Origin of the sequence: Kaistia defluvii, from assembly GCF_026343955.1 — a bacterium.
GTDB lineage: Bacteria > Pseudomonadota > Alphaproteobacteria > Rhizobiales > Kaistiaceae > Kaistia > Kaistia defluvii.
In genome coordinates, this window is the sequence record NZ_JAPKNI010000003.1 from 1 (window position 1) to 17,821 (window position 17,821).

Annotated in this window: 20 protein-coding genes; 3 read left to right on the plus strand and 17 right to left on the minus strand. The window is 66.6% G+C overall.

Going from position 1 to position 17,821, the window contains the following annotated elements:
* Positions 1-180 precede the first annotated feature (180 nt).
* From OSH10_RS07880 to OSH10_RS07950, 15 genes are all read right to left on the minus strand, one after another.
* Complete coding sequence (locus tag OSH10_RS07880; protein WP_266331153.1) at positions 181-687, minus strand: heme-degrading domain-containing protein; 507 nt, start codon at positions 685-687, stop codon at positions 181-183.
* A 25-nt stretch (positions 688-712) separates the two neighbouring features.
* The gene (locus OSH10_RS07885) at positions 713-1,429 is read right to left on the minus strand and encodes an ABC transporter ATP-binding protein (RefSeq protein ID WP_266331154.1); all 717 of its coding nucleotides are present in this window, start codon (positions 1,427-1,429) and stop codon (positions 713-715) included.
* Positions 1,426-2,268: an ABC transporter ATP-binding protein gene (locus tag OSH10_RS07890; RefSeq protein WP_266331155.1), complete on the minus strand. Its 843-nt coding sequence runs from the start codon at positions 2,266-2,268 to the stop codon at positions 1,426-1,428. The genes OSH10_RS07885 and OSH10_RS07890 overlap by 4 nt, the downstream gene beginning before the upstream one ends.
* Complete coding sequence (locus OSH10_RS07895; RefSeq protein ID WP_266331156.1) at positions 2,261-3,127, minus strand: ABC transporter permease; 867 nt, start codon at positions 3,125-3,127, stop codon at positions 2,261-2,263. Before OSH10_RS07895 ends, OSH10_RS07890 begins: the two co-directional genes overlap by 8 nt.
* The gene (locus OSH10_RS07900) at positions 3,124-4,125 is read right to left on the minus strand and encodes an ABC transporter permease (RefSeq protein ID WP_323181569.1); all 1,002 of its coding nucleotides are present in this window, start codon (positions 4,123-4,125) and stop codon (positions 3,124-3,126) included. Before OSH10_RS07900 ends, OSH10_RS07895 begins: the two co-directional genes overlap by 4 nt.
* 78 nt (positions 4,126-4,203) lie before the next feature.
* Positions 4,204-5,802 (minus strand): ABC transporter substrate-binding protein, encoded by a 1,599-nt coding sequence (locus tag OSH10_RS07905; RefSeq protein WP_266331157.1) that lies wholly within the window; start codon positions 5,800-5,802, stop codon positions 4,204-4,206.
* A gap of 153 nt (positions 5,803-5,955) precedes the next feature.
* Entirely contained in the window at positions 5,956-6,468 is a 513-nt protein-coding gene (locus OSH10_RS07910; RefSeq protein ID WP_266331158.1) for a nucleoside deaminase, read from the minus strand.
* A 63-nt stretch (positions 6,469-6,531) separates the two neighbouring features.
* Positions 6,532-6,945, minus strand: coding sequence for an OsmC family protein (locus OSH10_RS07915; RefSeq protein WP_266331160.1), 414 nt, complete (start codon positions 6,943-6,945; stop codon positions 6,532-6,534).
* 47 nt (positions 6,946-6,992) lie between these two features.
* On the minus strand, positions 6,993-7,172 hold the full coding sequence (locus tag OSH10_RS07920; protein WP_266331161.1) for a hypothetical protein: 180 nt from the start codon (positions 7,170-7,172) through the stop codon (positions 6,993-6,995).
* 328 nt (positions 7,173-7,500) lie between these two features.
* Complete coding sequence (locus OSH10_RS07925) at positions 7,501-8,286, minus strand: SIS domain-containing protein (RefSeq protein WP_266331162.1); 786 nt, start codon at positions 8,284-8,286, stop codon at positions 7,501-7,503.
* A 54-nt stretch (positions 8,287-8,340) separates the two neighbouring features.
* Entirely contained in the window at positions 8,341-9,084 is a 744-nt protein-coding gene (locus OSH10_RS07930) for a GntR family transcriptional regulator (RefSeq protein WP_266331163.1), read from the minus strand.
* Entirely contained in the window at positions 9,081-9,983 is a 903-nt protein-coding gene (locus OSH10_RS07935; protein WP_266331164.1) for an ROK family protein, read from the minus strand. The genes OSH10_RS07930 and OSH10_RS07935 overlap by 4 nt, the downstream gene beginning before the upstream one ends.
* Entirely contained in the window at positions 9,980-10,846 is an 867-nt protein-coding gene (locus OSH10_RS07940; RefSeq protein WP_266331165.1) for a carbohydrate ABC transporter permease, read from the minus strand. Before OSH10_RS07940 ends, OSH10_RS07935 begins: the two co-directional genes overlap by 4 nt.
* On the minus strand, positions 10,843-11,730 hold the full coding sequence (locus tag OSH10_RS07945; protein ID WP_266331166.1) for a carbohydrate ABC transporter permease: 888 nt from the start codon (positions 11,728-11,730) through the stop codon (positions 10,843-10,845). The genes OSH10_RS07940 and OSH10_RS07945 overlap by 4 nt, the downstream gene beginning before the upstream one ends.
* 204 nt (positions 11,731-11,934) lie before the next feature.
* Positions 11,935-13,227, minus strand: coding sequence for an ABC transporter substrate-binding protein (locus tag OSH10_RS07950; RefSeq protein ID WP_266331167.1), 1,293 nt, complete (start codon positions 13,225-13,227; stop codon positions 11,935-11,937).
* 333 nt (positions 13,228-13,560) lie between these two features.
* Between OSH10_RS07950 and OSH10_RS07955 the strand changes: the two genes are divergently transcribed.
* The 3 genes from OSH10_RS07955 (at position 13,561) to OSH10_RS07965 (ending at position 16,588) form a co-directional block, all read left to right on the plus strand.
* Positions 13,561-14,997 carry a pyridoxal-phosphate dependent enzyme gene (locus tag OSH10_RS07955; protein WP_266331168.1) on the plus strand — a complete coding sequence of 479 codons (1,437 nt, stop codon included), beginning with the start codon at positions 13,561-13,563 and terminating at the stop codon, positions 14,995-14,997.
* Positions 14,994-16,163 (plus strand): cystathionine gamma-synthase, encoded by a 1,170-nt coding sequence (locus tag OSH10_RS07960; RefSeq protein ID WP_266331169.1) that lies wholly within the window; start codon positions 14,994-14,996, stop codon positions 16,161-16,163. Before OSH10_RS07955 ends, OSH10_RS07960 begins: the two co-directional genes overlap by 4 nt.
* Before the next feature lie 161 nt (positions 16,164-16,324).
* The gene (locus tag OSH10_RS07965) at positions 16,325-16,588 is read left to right on the plus strand and encodes a BrnA antitoxin family protein (protein ID WP_266331170.1); all 264 of its coding nucleotides are present in this window, start codon (positions 16,325-16,327) and stop codon (positions 16,586-16,588) included.
* Between the two features lie 115 nt (positions 16,589-16,703).
* On the opposite strand, the gene OSH10_RS07970 is transcribed toward OSH10_RS07965, so the two are convergent.
* Both OSH10_RS07970 and OSH10_RS07975 read right to left on the minus strand, forming a co-directional pair.
* Positions 16,704-17,075, minus strand: coding sequence for a cytochrome C oxidase subunit IV family protein (locus OSH10_RS07970; protein WP_266331171.1), 372 nt, complete (start codon positions 17,073-17,075; stop codon positions 16,704-16,706).
* 9 nt (positions 17,076-17,084) lie between these two features.
* A complete protein-coding gene (locus tag OSH10_RS07975) occupies positions 17,085-17,816 on the minus strand; it encodes a heme-copper oxidase subunit III family protein (protein ID WP_266331173.1) in 732 nt (243 codons plus the stop codon).
* Positions 17,817-17,821: the final 5 nt, after the last annotated feature.

Sequence of the window (17,821 nt, forward strand, 5' to 3'; positions counted from 1 at the left end):
TTTTGCGGGTCGCTCTTCATCGAAGTTGGAGCAAGCCGTAACAGCAGGCGCAAGCGAACCCCCTCGCCCGCTTGCTTGCGGGAGAGGGTTGGGGTGAGGGCCTCTCGGCTGTCGACCCATCAGGCCGGGTACCGCTCAAAGAGCGGCCGAGAATGGTTCCCCTGCGCCGAAAAAGACAGCCTAAGCCGTCCAGACTTCCGGGCGCGCCTCGCCGGTGCCGAGTTCGGCCAGCAGTTCCTCGATCACGGTGACCACCAGCTTGTGGTCCTCCGCCTGCGGCAGGCCGGAGACGGTCGCGGTGCCGACCATGCCGACATTGCGGACCAGGATCGGGAAGGCGCCGCCATGCGGGAAGTATTTCAGCGGATCGACCAGTTGCGCTGTGGCGAAATCGACGCCCTTCACCCGCGCCTTCTGGCCCATGTAGAATGAGGAATGGCCGTAGCGGCGCACGACCGCCGTCTTGCCGGCGACCCAGAACTCGTTGTCGGCCGAGGTGCCTTCCAGCGCGCAATAGAACAGGCGCTGCTCGCCTCGCGAAATCTCGACGACAATGGAGAGATTGTCCTGCCGCGCGCGTTCGATGATCCGCGTGCCGAGCGTGATCGCGGTGTCATTGTCGAAACGGTCGAAGACCAGCCGCTTTTCCTGGTCGAGAAGTTCCTGCAACAGGGCTTCGTCGCTCATTCGTTCCCCCTCCATGAGATCCCGATCATCGCGCAGCCGCAGCGCCTGCCGCAAGGGCCGGCCGATCGAAGGTCGCGGCAATCCGCCCCTCCGCCATGCGGGCCGCGCGGTCGCACATATGGCCGATCACGTCCGGGTCGTGGCTGACCAGCACGAAGGTCATGCCGAAGCGCGCCCTGAGCGTGACGAGCAGGTTCAGGATCTCGGCCTGCACCGACATGTCGAGCGCCGAGGTCGGCTCGTCGAGCAGCAGCAGTTTCGGCCGCAGCAGCAGCGCGCGGGCAATCGCGATGCGCTGGCGCTGGCCGCCTGAAAGCTGGTGCGGATAGCGCGCCGCGACATCCGGGCCGAAGCCGACCTCGGCCAGCGCCTCGGCGACACGCTGGTCCGGATTGTCGAGGCCGTTGACGACGAGCGGCTCGCGCAGGGCCCGGCCGATCCTGTGGCGCGGATGCAGCGAGGCGTAGGGATCCTGGAAAACCATCTGCACCTCGCGGCGCAGCGTGCCGGTGAAGCGGCGGCGCGGGGCGACGCCCTGCCCCAGCAGCGCCATGGAACCATGCCAGTCGCGGTTCAGCCCGGCGATGACGCGCAGCAAGGTGGACTTGCCGCAGCCCGACGGCCCGAGCAGGCCGAAGGTCTCGCCGTCCTCGATGGCCAGCGTAATGCCGCGCAGGATGTGGCGGCCGACATCCTGGTCCCGGAAGGTAACGTTGAGATCGCTGATATCGACGAGGCTCATGCGCCAGCCCCCAGGCTGACGCGGTCGAGCGTCGGCAGCAGCGTGCCGAAGGTTGCGGGCGAAGGCCGGCACGCCCACAGCGTCTTCGTATACGGATGTTCCGAGTTTGCCAGTTCGGACGCCGGCAGGCGATCGACAATGTCGCCGCGATACATGACGAGCGCCCGGTCGCAGAAGCGCGCCACCTGGTCGAGGTCATGGCTGATCAGGATCAGCCCCATCTCCCGCTCGTCGACGAGCTTCAGCATCAGATCGAGCACCTGGTCGCGCAGGTCGCGGTCGAGCGCCGAGGTCGGTTCATCGGCGATCAGCAGGCGCGGTTCGGCGATCAGCGTCGCCGCCAGCATCACGCGCTGGCCCATGCCGCCGGAAAGCTGGTGCGGGTAGGAATGATAGGCGCGCAGCGGATCCGGCAGGCCGACGGCCTCCAGCATGGCGAGCGCCCGCTCGCGGCGTTCGGCCTTCTTGGCGGCGGTGTGCAGCTTCAGAGGTTCCTCGACCTGACGGCCAATACTCATCACCGGATCGAGCGCGAATTTCGGATCCTGCAGCACGAGCCCGATCCTGGAGCCGCGCCAATGCTTCCATTGCCGGGGCGAGAGCGCGGTCAGATCCTCGCCATCCAGCATCAGCCGGTCGGCAGTGACGCGGCCGGGCTTGGCCACCAGCCCGATCAGCGCGCGCGCCGTCATCGATTTGCCGGAGCCGGATTCGCCGACGAGGCCGAGCTTTTCCGCGCCCATGGCAAAGGAGATGCCGTGCACGACTTCGACCGGCCCGCGATCGGACGGGAAGCGGACGGAGAGCTCTTCGACGTTGAGCAGGGTCGGATCAGCCATTGCGCGGGTCCATCAGGTCACGGAGCCCGTCGCTCAGCAGGTTGAAGGCGAAGCTGGTGAGCAGGATCGCCGCGCCCGGCGTTGCCGCCACCCACCACTGGTCGAAGATCACCTGCGTGCCTTCGGCGACCATGGCGCCCCATTCGGGCGTCGGCGGACGGACGCCGAGGCCGAGAAAGCCCAGGCCGGCGGCGATCAGGATGATGCCGCCAAGATCGAGCGCCATGCGCACGATGGCGCCAGGCAGTACGAGCGGCAGTACATGGCCGAACAGCAGGCGCGGGCCAGTGATGCCCATCATCTCGGCCGCGGCGAGATAGTCGCTCTTGCGCAGCGCCACCGTTTCCGAGCGCGTCTGGCGCGCATAGGCGGGCCAAGCGGTCAGCGCCAGGGCCAGCGCGCCGTTGACGAGGCCGGCGCCCAGCACGGCGACGAAGGCCAGCGCCAGCACCAGCTTCGGGAAGGCCATGGCGATGTCGGTGATGCGCATCAGGATGCGCTCGACGATGCCGCCATAGAAGCCGGCGACGATGCCGATGGCGATGCCGATCGGAGTCGTCAGCAGGATGACGATGGCCAGCAGCATCAGGGTCGGTCGGGTGCCGTAGATCAGGCGGGACAGCAGGTCGCGGCCGAAGCCGTCCGTGCCGAACCAGTGCGCCGCCGAGGGCGGCATCAGCCGGTTGGCGACGTCCTGCGCGATCGGGTCGTAGGGCGCGAGAAACGGCGCGAACAACGCCACAAGCAGGATCAGCACCACCAGTGCGGCGCCGATCGCGGCCGTTGGCGAGCGGCGGGCGAAGCTGGCCAGCGACAGACGATTGGGAGCGACGGCGACGGTCAGCGGCAGATTGGTCATGACAGCCTCGGATCGACGATGCGGGCGAGAATGTCGGTGATCGCGTTGACGATCACGAAGCAGACGCCGATGACCAGCGTGCCGCCGAGCACGGCCGGCATGTCCGAGGCGAAGATCGCCGTCGTCATGTAGCGGCCGAGGCCCGGCCAGCCGAACACGGTTTCGGTCAAGACCGCGCCTTCCAGCAGCGTCGCATAGGCGAGCGCGATCACCGTCAGCACGGTTCCGGCGACATTGGGCAGCAGATGGGTCAGCATCAGGCGAACCTCGCCGACACCCTTGGCGCGCGCCGCGACGGCATATTCCTTGCCGAGTTCGCCGAGCAGGCTCGCCCGCGTCAGCCGCGAGATCGAGGCGAGCGAATGGATGGCGAGGACCGATGCCGGCAGCACGAGATGCGACAGCGTATCGAGGAACGAACCCTCCTCGCCCCAGAGCGCCGTGTCGATCAGGTAGAAGCCGGTCACCGGCGTCACCGTATAGGCATAGATGTCGCTCAGGCGGCCGGGTCCGGCAGTCCAGTGCAGGCGGGCATAGAACAGCAGCAGGAACAGGAGGCCGAGCCAGAAGATCGGCACCGAATAGCCGATCAGGGAGACGATCCGGACGATGCCGTCAATCAGCCCGCGTGGTCTCAGGGCCGCGATGACGCCGAGCGCCACGCCGATCAGTGCGCCGAAAAGGATGGCGACGGTGGCGAGTTCCAGGGTTGCCGGGAAAACGCGAAGGATATCGGTGAAGACGGGCTGGTTGGTCGACCAGGAGGTGCCGAGATTGCCGGTCAGCACATGGCCGACATAGGCGGCGAAGCGCTGCGGCAGCGGATCATCGAGGCCGAGCGTCTGGCGCGCTGCCTGATAGGTCGCCTCGGTCGCCTTGTCGCCGGCCAGATGCAGCGCCGGATCGGCCGGCGAAAGCTCGGCCAGCGCGAAGGTGACGACCATCAGGCCAAGCAGGGTTATCGCCAGCGTCACCAGCCAATTGGCGACAGCCGACACATATGAAAGTCCCCGCCGGCCGCGAGGCCGACGGGGAAGCAGTTCAGGGGCCGCGACGCGGCCGCCAGTATCTGTCAATTACTTCTCGACCCCTGCGAAATAGACCTGGTCCGCATTGAGGCCCTGGATGAAGCCCTTGACGTTGTCGCGCAGCACGATCTGGTTGTTCGGCTGCAGGAGGACGACGAAGGGCGACTTCTGCTGAACCTCAAGCTGAATAGCCTTATAGTCCGCCGCGCGCTTCTCCGCATCCTGTTCTTCGACAGCGGCCTGGGTCTTGTCGGAAAGCTCCGGAATCACCCAGCCATTGCGCCACGCGACCGTCTTGGTGCCGTCATCGCGGTTGAGCGCGAAGGCCGACGCGTTGGAGTGCGGATCGAAATAATCCGGGATCCAGAACAGCAGCGCCGCCTCGTGGCCCTGCGAGCGGATCTTGGAATAGAACTGGCTGGCGACGGAGGGCTGGATCTCCAGCTTGATGCCAGCCTGGGCGAAGGTCGCCTGGATCGCCTGGGCGATGTCGGTGTAGGGCGGCTGGTTGATCACGTCGAGCTTGATGGTCAGGCCGCCATCGAGACCGGCCGCCTTCAGGATGCCCTTCGCCTTCTCGACGTCGAGCTTGAAGGGCGTATCGTCGAGCGAACCGGCAAAGCCCTTGGGGATGAAGCCCTGGTGCACGGCCGACTGGCCCTTGAGCAGGTTCTTGGCGATGCCCTCGTAATCAACGAGATAGCGGGCCGCTTCCCAGAGCGCGGGGTTCTTGGTGTTCGGATTGTCCTTGCTGGCGACGTTGAAGGCCAGATAGTCGATCTCGGCCGAGGGTGCCGACAGCACGTTGATGCCGGGCTTGCCGGACAGCGCCGCGATCTGGTCCGCGCCAAGGTCGCGGGCAATGTCGGCGTCGCCCTGCTCGATCAGCAGGCGGCGGGCGGCCGGGTCGGCGACGTTCTTGAAGATGACGCCCTTGAGCTTCGGCGCGCCAGTCGGCGAGGAGGCGTTGGCATCGAGCACGAGCGCCTCATGCGGCTGGTAGGCGCGGATCTTGAACGGGCCGGAGCCAGCCGAAGCCGTGTGCAGCCAGGCATTGCCGAAATCGCCGTCCTTGGCATGCGCCTCGACTTCCTTCTGGTCGACGATCGAGGCGACCGGCGCGGAAAGGATCGAGAGCGCGAAGGACGGGCCGACCTTGGCCGGCCAGGAGACCTTGACGTGGCTGTCGTCGACCTTGGTCAGGAAGGTGTCGACATTGTCGGCCGACCAGCCGAGCTCGTTCAGGATGAACACCGGCGACTTGCCGAGCTTCACGGCGCGCGACAGCGAGTAGATCACGTCATCGGCCCGCACCGGATTGCCGGATGAGAAGGTCGCGCCGTCGCGGATCTTGAAGGTGATCGCATTGCCTTCCGGCGCCACGACCCAGCTTTCGGCGAGCACCGGATCCAGCTTTGTCGGCTCGTTCGGGTTGGACTGGATCAGCCGCTGATACAGGCTCGAGAACGACTGCACCGAGGTCAGCTCGAAACCTTCGGCCGGGTCGAGGCTGACGATGTCGTCGATCGCCTGGGCGACGATCAGCAGGTCCTTGGGCGTGGCGGCCATGGCCGCCGGCGCCCCGAACAGGCCGGCGAGCGCAATCGCGCCGGCCAGCGCCGTCGCGGAAAGGAAACGCATGGTCATGCGGCATTCTCCATCACAATCGGGGAGCCTTCGACCGGCCCTGCCCGCTTGCCGGCATGGAACCATTCCCCGGAAAGCTGCGCAACGGCGGCGATTGCGCGATTTGATCAGATGGTGAAAAAAACAGTCGACAACCGGCCTCGAGGCGCGTGTTCAGTGCTTGTCCCACACGCCTTCGTGCAAGGCGGCCGCTTCCCCGACCAGCAGCGGCCCGATCACCTGGATCGGCCGCTGGCCGGCATCGAACACGACGCGGCAGGGCAGATCGAGGGTCGGATTCTCGGGATGGTCGCCGGTGATCGCCTTCATCTCGTGCTCGCCCAGGCCATAGACGACACGGCCGATGCCGGCCCAGTAGGCCGCGCCGGCGCACATCGCGCAGGGCTCTGCCGAGGTGTACATCGAACAGCCACGCAGAAAGCCCGGTTCATAGGCCTTCGACGCCCGCGTCATCAGCACGCGCTCGGCATGCCCGGTCATGTCGTGATCGGGCTGAAAGGCGTTTTCCTGCTCCATCAGCACGCTGCCATCCGGCCCGACCAGGATCGCGCCAAAGGGATGCGAGCCATTTTCCAGCGATCGCCGCGCCACGGCGAAGGCAAGACGGAGATAGTGCTCGTGATCCAGCGGCGGCAGGGACGTCGCGTTCAGCGTGGTCGTGGTCATGCGCTTGCCTCCCAGCACGAAGTCGCCAAGCTTTGCAAATTCGGTGCCGGCCGGACAGGGGCCTCAGGCGGGTTCTACGGTGGCACCGACGCGCAGGGTGTTGGAGACGGTGCAGATCGAGTCGGCCGCCTCGACGAGATGCGCCTTCTTTGCCGCGTCAAGCGGGCCTTCGATCGTCACTGTGGTGACAAAACGCGCGACCCGCGACGGCTCGTCATGCGCCTTTTCCGGGATCACCCTGGCGCTGACCTGATCGATCTGGTCGAGCCAGCCCTCGTGCCGCGCCGCGCTCTGCACGCTAAGCACGATACAGGCGGAAAGCGAGGCGCTGATCAGGTCGAGCGGATTGAAGCCCTCGGCCGAGGGCCGCGTCACGACCGAAAGCTGGCCGCCGGTTTCGCTGGTGACTTCCGGCAGGCCATCGCGGCTGGCTGTAGCGGTGGCGCCGATGGCGCGGGTTCGGATCGTGGCGTTCATGCTCTACCCTCGGACGGACCGGACCGTTTCCGGCATCGCTTCGCGTGCTACAACCAGGGCCAATAGGCAAGCGCCCAGACGAAATCGGAAGTCGCGTCGTCGTCATCGCCCTTGTCCGATGGGCCGGCCGCGATGGGATGCTCGACGGGACGGGCCTTCGGCTCAGAAGCCCGGAAGAACGAGAAAAAACGGGGAAGGTCGGAAGGAACGTCGTTGGCAAGCGTCATCGGGTTTCTCCCAGAATAGGCGCCGCGAAAGGCGGGCGGCCGGCAGTCTCCGTCGTTCGGCGGCCGGGCGGAACGACCCGGCCGATGCCGAGATTTCCCGAACTCGCGGCCTCTGTCAAGAAACCCGACTCATTCGATCGTGTAAGATCGCCGGCCAGATCCGGCAAGCAACTGATCCACATCGTGGATTTCGGATTGTCCAAAGGACTGGGATCGCCCCGGCGGGAGGGCAGGAGCGAAGGGAAGAAAGCCCCGGCCTCACCAACGAGAACGCCGCGAACCCGGGGGCTCGCGGCGTCAGGAAACAGGCCGGATGCAGTGGCCGAAATCAGCCCTTCATCTTCTCCTGGAAGGTCGACAGGTGCTTCTGCTGCGCTTCCAGCATCTTCTCGCGATAGATGCCGTAGATCACGTCTGTGTCGTGCAGCGTCACGCCCTCGATCGTCGGCGAAGCGAAGACGGGCAGTTCGACGCCCTTCTTCGACAGAGCGTCGGCGGTGCGGGCGATCAGCTCATGCGTCAGGATCATCGCCAGCACGGTCGAGGAACCCGAGACCGGACGGCTCCAGCCCTCGATTGGAACGATCGCGTCCTCGACCGGCGAGTTGGTGTCGATGACGATGTCGGCGACGTCCTTCAGGCGCTTGCCGGACGAATGCTTGGCCGGCTTGTCGTTCGCCTTCGAGGTGACGGCGACGACGAACAGGCCGCGCGCCTTGGCGTAGAGCGCCGTCTCGATGCCGGCCGAGTTGGTGCCGGAATGCGAGTAGATGATGATCGAATCGCCCGCGTTGAGCGGCTGGTGATCGAGGAACTTGTCGATGTAGTTCTCGGTCCGCTCCAGCCAGAGCAGTTCGCGCACGCCGCCGGCGCCGAGCACGTTGTGCCACATGACGCGCGGGTCGGTCAGCGGGTTGAAGCCGACGAATGAGCCGTAGCGCGGGAAGGCCTCCTGCGTCGGCAGGACCGAATGGCCCGAGCCAAACAGGTGGATCAGGCCGCCCTTGGCGAGCGATTCCGAGAAACGCTTGGCGGCCTCGGTCAGGGCCGCGTCATTGGCGCTGCCGGCGGTCTCGATCAGCTTGATCAGCCTGTGCAGGTAGAAATCGGACATGGGTCGTCTCCTTGGAGGATGGTGTGGGGGAAAGGGAGCTGCGGCCGCCGGCCGTCAGATCCGCAAGGTGGAACGGATCTCGTAGCGGTCGCCCCGCATGATCGAGAGGGTGAATTCGAAGGGCCCGCGCGGATCGATCGCGAGGCGCTCGACGATGAAGGCCGGGCTGCCGATGGCGATCTCCAGCAGTTCGGCATCCTCCGGCCCGACGGCGCCGACGCGGTAGATCTCCGTCGCTTCCGACGGCTTGATGCTGTAGCGCCGCTCGATCTGGCCATACAGAGAGCCGCCCGAGAGATCGTCATCGAGCAGGCCGGGCACGCGGTCGAGCCGCAGATGGGCCGTCTGCACGCCGATCGGCGACCCATTGCCGAGCCGCAGCCGGCGCACCAGCGCGACCGGCTCGCCCTCCTCGATCTCCAGAGCCGCCGCGACCCGGGCGTTCGCCGGCACGATCTGCTGTTCCAGCATGCGCGAGCCGACGGTGAGCCCAAGAGCCGCCATTTCGTCGGAGAAGCTGGTGAGGCCGCGCGCGCCGGCCACCACGGTGGCGCTGCGCACGAACGTGCCGCGGCCATGCTCGCGCCTGAGCAGGCCGAGCGCCTCGAGATTGCGCAGCGCGTGGCGCACCGTGATGCGGCTGACGCCGAGCAGGTCGCAGAGCCGGTCCTCGGCCGGGATCTGCGAACCGGCCGGCCACTCGCCAGCTTCAATCCGGGCGCGGATCGCGCGCTCGGCCTGGTGCCAGAGCGGCTCCGGGCGGCGGCGGTCCAGCGATGTCATCGCAGATTCGGTCATCGCACTCTCCACCATTCCGGACCGAGGCCGGCGGCCACGGCAGCACCCACAAGCCCGGCGCGCGCGCCGAAATGGCCCGGCCGGATTTCGATTGGCCGCAGATGCGGCGGCAGGTTTCGCGTCAGCGCCGCGCGCAGCGGCGGCCCGAGCACGTCGATCGCCTCCGAGACGCCGCCGGCGAGCAGCACCGCCTGCGGGTCGAGCAAGGCCACGGCACCGGCAAGCGTCGTGCCCAGCGCAGCACCGACCTGGTGGATCGCGAGGCTCGCGACCCGGTCGCCGGCCCGCGCCGCCTCGATCAGGGCCGCGCCATCGGCAAGGCCGGCATCGCGGCCAAGCCGGTCGAGCGCTCTGCCCGCCGCCTGCCGCTCGAGCCAGCCGGAACGATCCTCGCCCGGATCGGCGACGTCGGCCGACGCCCAGCCGAACGAGCAGGCGGCCCCGTGCGCGCCGCGCACGATGCGCCCTCCGGCGAGCACGGACGAGCCAATGCCCGTGCCGATCGCAAGCAGGATGGCGTCGTCGAGGCCTGCGGCGGCGCCAAGGCGGGCCTCGGCCAGCAGCGCCATCTGCGCGTCATTGCCGGCGGCGACGGGCACGCCCGCACCGCCCAGGAGTTCGGCGAGATCGATGCCGTCGAGGAAGGGCAGGTTCGGCACCCAGCGCGACACGGTGCCTTCGACGAGGCCGGGAATGGTGATGCCGATGCCGGCGAGCGCCGCGGATTGGGGTCGCGCGGCGACCAGCCCGAGCACCTTGTCGCGCAGCGCCGCGGCGCTTTCCGGCGCCGCCCAGCGCTCGGCGGCGTCAAACTCGGCCGGCGCATCGAGGGGCGCAAAGCCAGCGCGCAGGCTTGTGCCGCCAAGGTCAAGCGCCAGGACGTGGGAGAGCGCGCTCATTGTCCCGTCATTCCCGAGGCGGTGATGGTCCGGACGAAGAAGCGCTGCAGAAAGACGAACAGGATCAGCGGCGGCAGCACGGCGAGCGTCGCGCCTGCCATGACGAGGCCCGTATTCACCGCCGATCGATTGTAGGAGAGCAGGCGCGAGAGGCTGATGACGATCGGATACTGGCTCGAATTGCCCTGCAGCACGGTCAGCGGCCAGAGATAGCTGTTCCAGTGATAGACGAAGGCGAACAGCGCCAGCGCGGCCAGCGCCGGGGCGACGGCCGGCGCCACGATGGTGAAGACGATGCGGAATTCCGACGCGCCGTCGAGCCGGGCCGCCTCGACCAGTTCGTCCGGCACGCCGGCGATGAACTGGCGCATCAGGAAGATGCCGAAGGCGTTGGCGAGGTTCGGCACGATGACGCCGGCGAGGCTCGCATTGAGGCCGATCGAGCCGACCAGCCGGTAGAGCGGGATCAGCGTCACGATCGGCGGCAGGAACATCGTGGCGATGGTAATCGCGAACAGCACCTCGCGGTAGCGGAAGCGATATTTGGCGAAGGCGTAGCCCGCCATCAGCGAGGTGACGAGGATGCCCGCGGTGGTGATGCCGGCGATCAGGGCCGAATTGGCGAAGGAGCGGCCGACGCTGATCAGCTCCGACACCTTTTGATAGGCGTCGAGGCTGGGCGTGCCGGGAATCCAGACCGGCGGGGTCTGCATCGCCTCGGCCGGGGTCTTCAGGCTGGAGAGCACCATCCAGACCAGCGGGAAGGCCGAGACGACGGCGATCGCGATCATCAGCAGATAGAGGATGCCGCGCCAGGCGGGCGATGCGGCGCCGGGCGCCGGCGTGGTGACGGGAAGGCTCATCGCCGATCCTCCCTGCGGGCCAGGGCGAAGACGGCGGTCACCGTGACGACCAGCGCCAGCAACAGCGTCACCGACATGGCCGAGCCGAGCCCGCCCTGGGCCCGTTCGATGCCGACGCGGCGGATATGATAGGTCATGACGTTGGTCGAGCCGACCGGGCCGCCCTGGGTGACCAGCGCCACCGGCTCGAACACCTGCACGGCGTTGATCAGCGCGATGACGGCGGAGAACAGCAGCGTGCGCTTCAAGAGCGGCAGCGTGATGAAGCCGAACAGCGCCGGGCCGCGCGCGCCGTCCATCTTCGCCGCCTCGTAGATCGATTGCGGGATCTGGGTCAGACCGGCGATGATCAGGATGGTGAAGTAGCCGACCTGTTGCCAGACATTGAGCAGCACGACGGAAACGAGCGCCGTGTCGGGCGAGGAAAGCCAGGGTAACGGACCGATGCCGACCCAGCCGAGGATCTGGTTGATGGGGCCTTCCGACGGCGAATAGAGCTTCGAGAACACCAGCGCCACGGCGATCATCGGCACCATGTAGGTGGCGAACAGGATGGTGCGCAGGATATTGGCGCCCCTGAGATCCGCCTGGTGGATCAGCATGCCGAACAGCACCGAAAGCGGCAGGATCAGCGCGATCGACATCAACGAATAGAGCGCCGTGTTGGCGAGCGCGCCCTTGAAGTCGCGCCCCACGGAACCCGTGCCGAAAATCTCGCGAAAATTGTCGAGGCCGATGAAGGTGGCGGTCGAAAACGGCGTCTGCGCCGACCATTTGGTGAAGGCGAGCCAGACGGTGAGCGCGATCGGCACCAGGATGAAGATCGCGATCAGCCCCAGGCTCGGCGCCAGCATCGCCACCATCGATTTTCGGAAGCCGCTCATCGGTATGCGTGTTCTCTGTTCATGGCCGTCTGGAGGCGTGACTCGACCGGCGCCCTCTCCCGTTTTGCGCGGGCGAGGGAGTCGGACGGAGACTCTCCTCGATCGTCATCCCCGCGAAGGCGGGGATCCATTCAGCTTCCCGAGGCGATCGGCTGAATGGATCCCGGGTCGAGCCCGGGATGACGGAAGAGGGTCGTCGCGAACTTACTGCGCTGCCTTTTCGAGGATGGCCGCGGCGTCGGCCTGCGCTCCGGCAGCGGCTTCCGCGGCCGTTTCCTTGCCGAACTGCACCGCCTCGATATGGCCCTGCAGCGATTCCGTAAATTCCTGGCCGCCCAGCACGGTCGGGAACGGACGTGCCTCGGACAGGGCCGAGACATAGCCGGCCAGGAACGGCGTCTTCAACCGCTCGGAGAAGGCCGCGACATCGGAGGTGCGCGACGGCAGAATGCCCATGGACTGCAGCAGGTCGCCCATGGCGGAAGCGCCGTTCTCGCCCGAGGTCGGGCCGTTGAACCAGGCAAGGAAGTCCCAGGCCGCCTTCTTTTCCGCATCCGAGGCGCCGTCCGAGACGACGGTCATCCAGGAATAGGATATCGAGTGCGGCCCGTCGCCCTTGGGACCGACCGGGATCGGCGCGGTGGCGATGTCGGCGAAGCGGTCGCCCATGCCGGCCTTCAGCGCCGATTCCCACCAGTTCGCCATGATGATCATGCCGGTCTTGCCGGACACGAAATTGTCGAGGAACGGGCCGGTGGTGTTGGCGTCGGCGGTGCCCATGGTAGCGACCGAGGCGCCGGACTGGATCAGCTTCTCATAGAGCTCGAAGGTCGCCTTGGCATTGTCGCTGTCGAGCTGCGGCTTGCCGTCGACCACCAGCGCGCCGCCATTCGAGGCAAGGAGGGAGGCGAAGGGATGGACGACGCCCGCCGCCCACGAATTGATCATGCCGAAACCCTGCTGGCCCTTGTCCTTGTTGGTCAGCTTTTCGGCGGCGGCATAGAACTCGTCCCAGGTCTTCGGCGCTTCTTGAATGCCGGCTTCCTCGAACAACTTCTTGTTGTAGTTGAGCGCGTAGACGTCGATCTCGTTGGGATAGCCATAGACCGTGCCGCCGACGCTGGCGGCGGTCGCCACGCCCTTCGGCCAGTTGGTCGTGACGTCGGTTGCATTGGCTTCCGGCGCGGCGTTGACGAGCTTGTCGCGCGCCAGTTCCGGCAGCCAGAGATCATAGATGCCGGTGATCGTCGGCCCGCCCGACTGGCCGGCCTGCGAGCGGAGCGTCGTCAGCAGGTCTCCGAACGGCACGGCGCGAACCTCCACCTTCACGCCGGGATGATCCTTGGCGTAGGTGGCGGCGGCGGCTTCCAGCTTGGCGACCGTCTCCGGCGGCCAATGCGTCAGGAACGATACGGTCACGTCCTCGGCCCAGGCTACGCTGGAGAATGCGGCCAGGGCGGAACCCAGGAACAAGCCCATCAAAGGTCTGATCGTCACGGAACCCCTCCGTTCAATGCCGACGGTCCGATGGTGTCTCGGCCGCCTTTCTTCATTATGACGTAAGGACGTTATAATGACTTTTCCCGATCGGCAAGCCGACTTTTGCGCCAGTCACCAAAACGCACTGCACAAAGTGGCGACATTCCAGGCGATGGAATGCAAGCCCCCACGAGGGCGCGGCGCCAGGGTTCAGCAGCCCTACGCCCGGCGGGGGTGGCAAGGCAGGATTTTGCCGGGAACCGGGCGGCGGGGAAACGAACAGCCTTGTTGCGGCAGGGGCCCACCCCACATGCTGTTGGCCGCATCGCGACCCTCGCGTGGAGATCTTCGATGACCGAGCAAGCTTCGACCCGGACCGGCAAGGCGATCAAGGTGGATACCGGGACGCCCCTGCCCCGTCCGGTCCGCTCCAGCCTCGACCTGATCGGCCGCACGCCGATCGTCGAGCTGACGACCTTCGATACCGGCCCCTGCCGGCTTTTCGTCAAGCTGGAGAGCCAGAATCCCGGCGGCTCGATCAAGGACCGCATCGCGCTGTCGATGATCGCCGCCGCCGAGGCCGACGGCCGGCTGAAGCCCGGCGGCACCATTGTCGAGGCGACGGCGGGAAACACCGGCCTTGGCCTGGCGCAGGTGGCGCTGCCGAAGGGCTACAAGCTGATCCTGATCGTTCCCGACAAGATGTCGCGCGAGAAGGTGCAGCATCTGCGCGCCATCGGCGCCGACGTGCGCACGACCCGCTCCGATGTCGGCAAGGGCCACCCGGACTATTACCAGGACATGGGCGCCCGCATCGCCGAGGAAACCGGCGGCTTCTTCGTCAACCAGTTCGCCAACCCGGCCAATCCGCGCGCGCATGAGACGACGACGGGCCCGGAGATCTTTGAGCAGTTGGACGGCGACGTCGACGCGGTGGTGGTCGGCGTCGGCTCGGGCGGCACGCTGACCGGCATCGGCCGCTATTTCCAGCGCGTCTCGCCCAAGACGAAGATGGTGCTGGCCGACCCCAAGGGTTCGATCCTGGCGCCTCTGGTCAATACCGGCGAGACGATCGAACCGGGAAGCTGGGCCGTCGAAGGCATTGGCGAGGATTTCGTGCCGCCCAATGCCGACCTCTCGCTGGTCTCGCGCGCCTACACGATCACCGATCGCGAGAGCGTCGCCGCCGCCCGCGCGCTGCTGGCGCAGGAAGGCATTCTCGCGGGCTCCTCTTCGGGTACGCTGCTGGCCGCGGCGCTGCGCTATTGCCGCGAGCAGAAGGAGCCGCAGCGCGTCGTCACGCTGGTCTGCGACAGCGGCAACAAATATCTCTCCAAGGTGTTCAACGATGTCTGGGTCGCCGAACAGGGCCTGATCGAGAAGATCCGGCATGGCAATCTGCGCGATCTCGTCGCCCGCAGCTTTGCCGAGGGCGGCACGGTGACGGTGTCGCCGGACGACACGCTTTCCACCGCCTATGCGCGGATGCGCTCGGCCGACGTGTCGCAATTGCCGGTGATCGAGCATGGCGAACTGATCGGCCTGATCGACGAAAGCGACGTGCTGGGCGTTCTTCGCCCCCCGGCCCGCGACGGGCGCAGCGATTTCGGCGCCTCGGTGCGCGACGCCATGGTCACGTCGCTCCACACGCTGCAGGCGGACGAGCCGGTCGACGCGCTGCTGCCGGTGTTCGAGCGCAACGAGGTGGCCATCGTCATGGATGGCGATGAATTCGTCGGCCTCATCACCCGGATGGACCTGATCAATCACGAGAGGTTAGCGTTTTGAACCAGCCCCTGAAGCCGAACCGCCTCGCTTTCGAGACGCGCACCATCCATGGCGGCCAGAGTCACGACCCGCTGACCGGCGCGGTGATGGTGCCGATCTACGCCACCTCGACCTTCGCGCAGGAAAGCCCCGGCGTGCACAAGGGCTTCGAATATGGCCGCTCGCAAAACCCGACCCGCTTCGCCTTCGAGCGCGCCATCGCCGACCTCGAAAGCGGCACCGCCGGCTTCGCCTTCGCCTCGGGCCTGGCCGCGATCGCCACGACGCTGGAACTGCTGTCGGTCGGCGACCACATCGTCGCGACCGACGATCTCTATGGCGGCACGTTCCGCCTGCTCGACAAGGTGCGCAAGCGCACGGCCGGCCTCGAGGTGAGCTTCGTCGATTTCACCGACCTCGCCGCGGTCGAGGCGGCGATCCGGCCGGAGACGAAGCTGCTCTGGATCGAGACGCCGACCAATCCGCTGCTGCGCATCATCGATCTCGAAGCCGTGGCGGCGCTCGCCAGGCGGCGCGGCCTGATCACGGTCGCCGACAACACCTTCGCAAGCCCCTACATCCAGCGCCCGCTGGAGCTTGGCATCGACATCGTCGTGCACTCGACGACCAAATATCTGAATGGCCATTCCGACATGATCGGCGGCACGGTGGTGGTCGGCGGGCGGCAGGAGATCGTCGACCAGATCCGCTTCCTGCAGAACGCGGTCGGCGCGATTTCCGGCCCGTTCGATAGCTTCTTGGCGCTGCGCGGGCTGAAGACGCTGGCGCTCCGGATGCAGCGGCATTCGGAGAACGGCCTTGCCATCGCCCGCTGGCTGGAGGGGCGGCCGGAAGTTCGCCGCGTCCTCTATCCCGGCCTCGAAAGCCATCCGCAGCACGCGGTCGCCAAACGGCAGATGCATGCCTTTGGCGGCATGATCAGCGTCGAGTTCGACCGCGATCTCGCGGGAACCAAGCGCTTCCTCGAACGCGTGCGGCTGTTTACCCTCGCCGAGAGCCTGGGCGGCGTCGAAAGCCTGATCGAGCATCCGGCCACGATGACCCATGCCTCGATCCCGCTGGCGCAGCGCGAGGCGCTCGGCATTTCGGACGGTCTGGTGCGGTTCTCGGCCGGCATCGAGGCGGCGGAGGATTTGATCGCCGATATCGAGCAGGCGCTGCTTTAGGTGAACCTGTTCGCTCTGTGACCTGGATCACTGTGCGCAACATGACGTTACGTTATCTTTGGTGTAGAAGAAGAAACTTCGACACCAGGATGATCATGTCCAGTTCGACGAAATCCTCAGACTTCGAGTCCGTTCCGCCCCCTGATGGAGCCGGAACGGACATGTCTCCCCCCCCGGACGGCGAGGCCATTCCCGCCCGGCGCCGCAAGGCGGCGGCAGAGGCCGAGATCGTCACCCTCGTGACATTGCCGCTCAGCAATCGCGTGATCGAGTATTTTCAGGCCGATGGCGACGACTGGCAGGGCCGCATCAACGAGGCGCTCAACCTGATCGTCAACCGCCACCAGGCGCGCGAAGCCAAGAAGCGGGCCCGCCTGCGCGCCCGGAATTCGATTCGCCGCAGGCCGCCCGGCGCCCGTGCCTGACCGGTTCACGTGAAACAATGCAGAACGGAGGATGGCTGCTAAAAGGCGCCGCCGCGGGCGTTTTCACAGGGCGCGCCTTCGCGGCACGCACCGAAATTCCCCGCTCCAGGCAGCTCTAATTGCCGCCGCCATAATAGAGCACCCGCGTCAGCAGCGTGTAGTTCGCTTCCGACGCCATGATGCCGACAAAGACCATCACCAGCAGCGGGGGCAGCAGGATGGCGTAGATCAGCGTCAGCCGCTCCCATGCCATGTGCATGAAGATCGCGAGGATCAGGCCGGCCTTCAGCAGCATGAACAGGACGATCAGCGTCCAGCGCAGCCAGCCCTGCAGGCCGATATAATCCACCAGATACGAACAGGCGCTGAGCACGAACAGCCAGCCCCAGACGGCGAGATAGAGCTTCACCGGGTGATGCTGCGTGTCGGCAGGTAAAGGCGGGGCGGCGGGAGCGCCGACCTTGGCATGCGCGGTCGTCTCGACCATGCGAACCTCCTACCAAAGGTAGAAAAACGCGAAGATGAAGACCCAGACCAGATCGACGAAGTGCCAGTACAGGCCCATGATCTCGATCGCCTCGTAGCGGCCCCTGCGGCTGGTGAAGAAGCCGCGCCGGCCGGTCTCGTAATCGCCCCGCAGCACCTTGCGCGCCAGCACCAGCAGGAAGATCACGCCGATCGTGACATGGGTGCCGTGAAAGCCGGTGATCATGAAGAAGGACGAGCCGAACTGCGGCGCGCCCCATGGATTGGTCCAGGGCCGGACCCCTTCACGGATCAGCTTCGTCCACTCGAAAGCCTGCATGCCGACGAAGCACGCGCCGAACAGCGCCGTCGCCAGCATCAGCCGCCCCGCCTTGCGGCGGTCGCGCAGGTAGCCGTAATGCACGGCCAGCGCCATGGTGCCGCTGCTCGAGATCAGCACGAAGGTCATGATGGCGATCAGGATCAGCGGCACCTCGGTGCCGCCGATCTCGAGCGCGAACACCTCGCTCGGATTGGGCCAGGGCACGGTGGTCGACATCCGCGCCGTCATGTAGGCGACGAGGAAACAGCCGAAGACGAAGGTGTCGGAAAGCAGGAACACCCACATCATGGCCTTCCCCCAGGAGACGCCCTTGAAGGAGGTCTGGTCGGAAGCCCAGTCGGCGGCGAAACGGCGCCAGCCACTCCCTGGCCTCGCCTGGGCAGGCGGAGCGGCGGCGGGATCGAGCGACGATTCGGTCATGCGCG

Bases quoted from the DNA above. Each gene is read 5' to 3' on its own strand.
- OSH10_RS07885 (WP_266331154.1), bottom strand. From the start codon at position 1,429: ATGAGCCTCGTCGATATCAGCGATCTCAACGTTACCTTCCGGGACCAG.
- OSH10_RS07935 (WP_266331164.1), bottom strand. From the start codon at position 9,983: ATGAGCGCGCTCTCCCACGTCCTGGCGCTTGACCTTGGCGGCACAAGC.
- OSH10_RS07910 (WP_266331158.1), bottom strand. From the start codon at position 6,468: ATGACCACGACCACGCTGAACGCGACGTCCCTGCCGCCGCTGGATCAC.
- OSH10_RS07945 (WP_266331166.1), bottom strand. From the start codon at position 11,730: ATGAGCGGCTTCCGAAAATCGATGGTGGCGATGCTGGCGCCGAGCCTG.
- OSH10_RS07940 (WP_266331165.1), bottom strand. From the start codon at position 10,846: ATGAGCCTTCCCGTCACCACGCCGGCGCCCGGCGCCGCATCGCCCGCC.
- OSH10_RS07890 (WP_266331155.1), bottom strand. From the start codon at position 2,268: ATGGCTGATCCGACCCTGCTCAACGTCGAAGAGCTCTCCGTCCGCTTC.
- OSH10_RS07975 (WP_266331173.1), bottom strand. From the start codon at position 17,816: ATGACCGAATCGTCGCTCGATCCCGCCGCCGCTCCGCCTGCCCAGGCG.
- OSH10_RS07895 (WP_266331156.1), bottom strand. From the start codon at position 3,127: ATGACCAATCTGCCGCTGACCGTCGCCGTCGCTCCCAATCGTCTGTCG.
- OSH10_RS07955 (WP_266331168.1), top strand. From the start codon at position 13,561: ATGACCGAGCAAGCTTCGACCCGGACCGGCAAGGCGATCAAGGTGGAT.
- OSH10_RS07880 (WP_266331153.1), bottom strand. From the start codon at position 687: ATGAGCGACGAAGCCCTGTTGCAGGAACTTCTCGACCAGGAAAAGCGG.
- OSH10_RS07930 (WP_266331163.1), bottom strand. From the start codon at position 9,084: ATGACCGAATCTGCGATGACATCGCTGGACCGCCGCCGCCCGGAGCCG.
- OSH10_RS07915 (WP_266331160.1), bottom strand. From the start codon at position 6,945: ATGAACGCCACGATCCGAACCCGCGCCATCGGCGCCACCGCTACAGCC.
- OSH10_RS07905 (WP_266331157.1), bottom strand. From the start codon at position 5,802: ATGACCATGCGTTTCCTTTCCGCGACGGCGCTGGCCGGCGCGATTGCG.
- OSH10_RS07970 (WP_266331171.1), bottom strand. From the start codon at position 17,075: ATGGTCGAGACGACCGCGCATGCCAAGGTCGGCGCTCCCGCCGCCCCG.
- OSH10_RS07965 (WP_266331170.1), top strand. From the start codon at position 16,325: ATGTCTCCCCCCCCGGACGGCGAGGCCATTCCCGCCCGGCGCCGCAAG.
- OSH10_RS07920 (WP_266331161.1), bottom strand. From the start codon at position 7,172: ATGACGCTTGCCAACGACGTTCCTTCCGACCTTCCCCGTTTTTTCTCG.
- OSH10_RS07925 (WP_266331162.1), bottom strand. From the start codon at position 8,286: ATGTCCGATTTCTACCTGCACAGGCTGATCAAGCTGATCGAGACCGCC.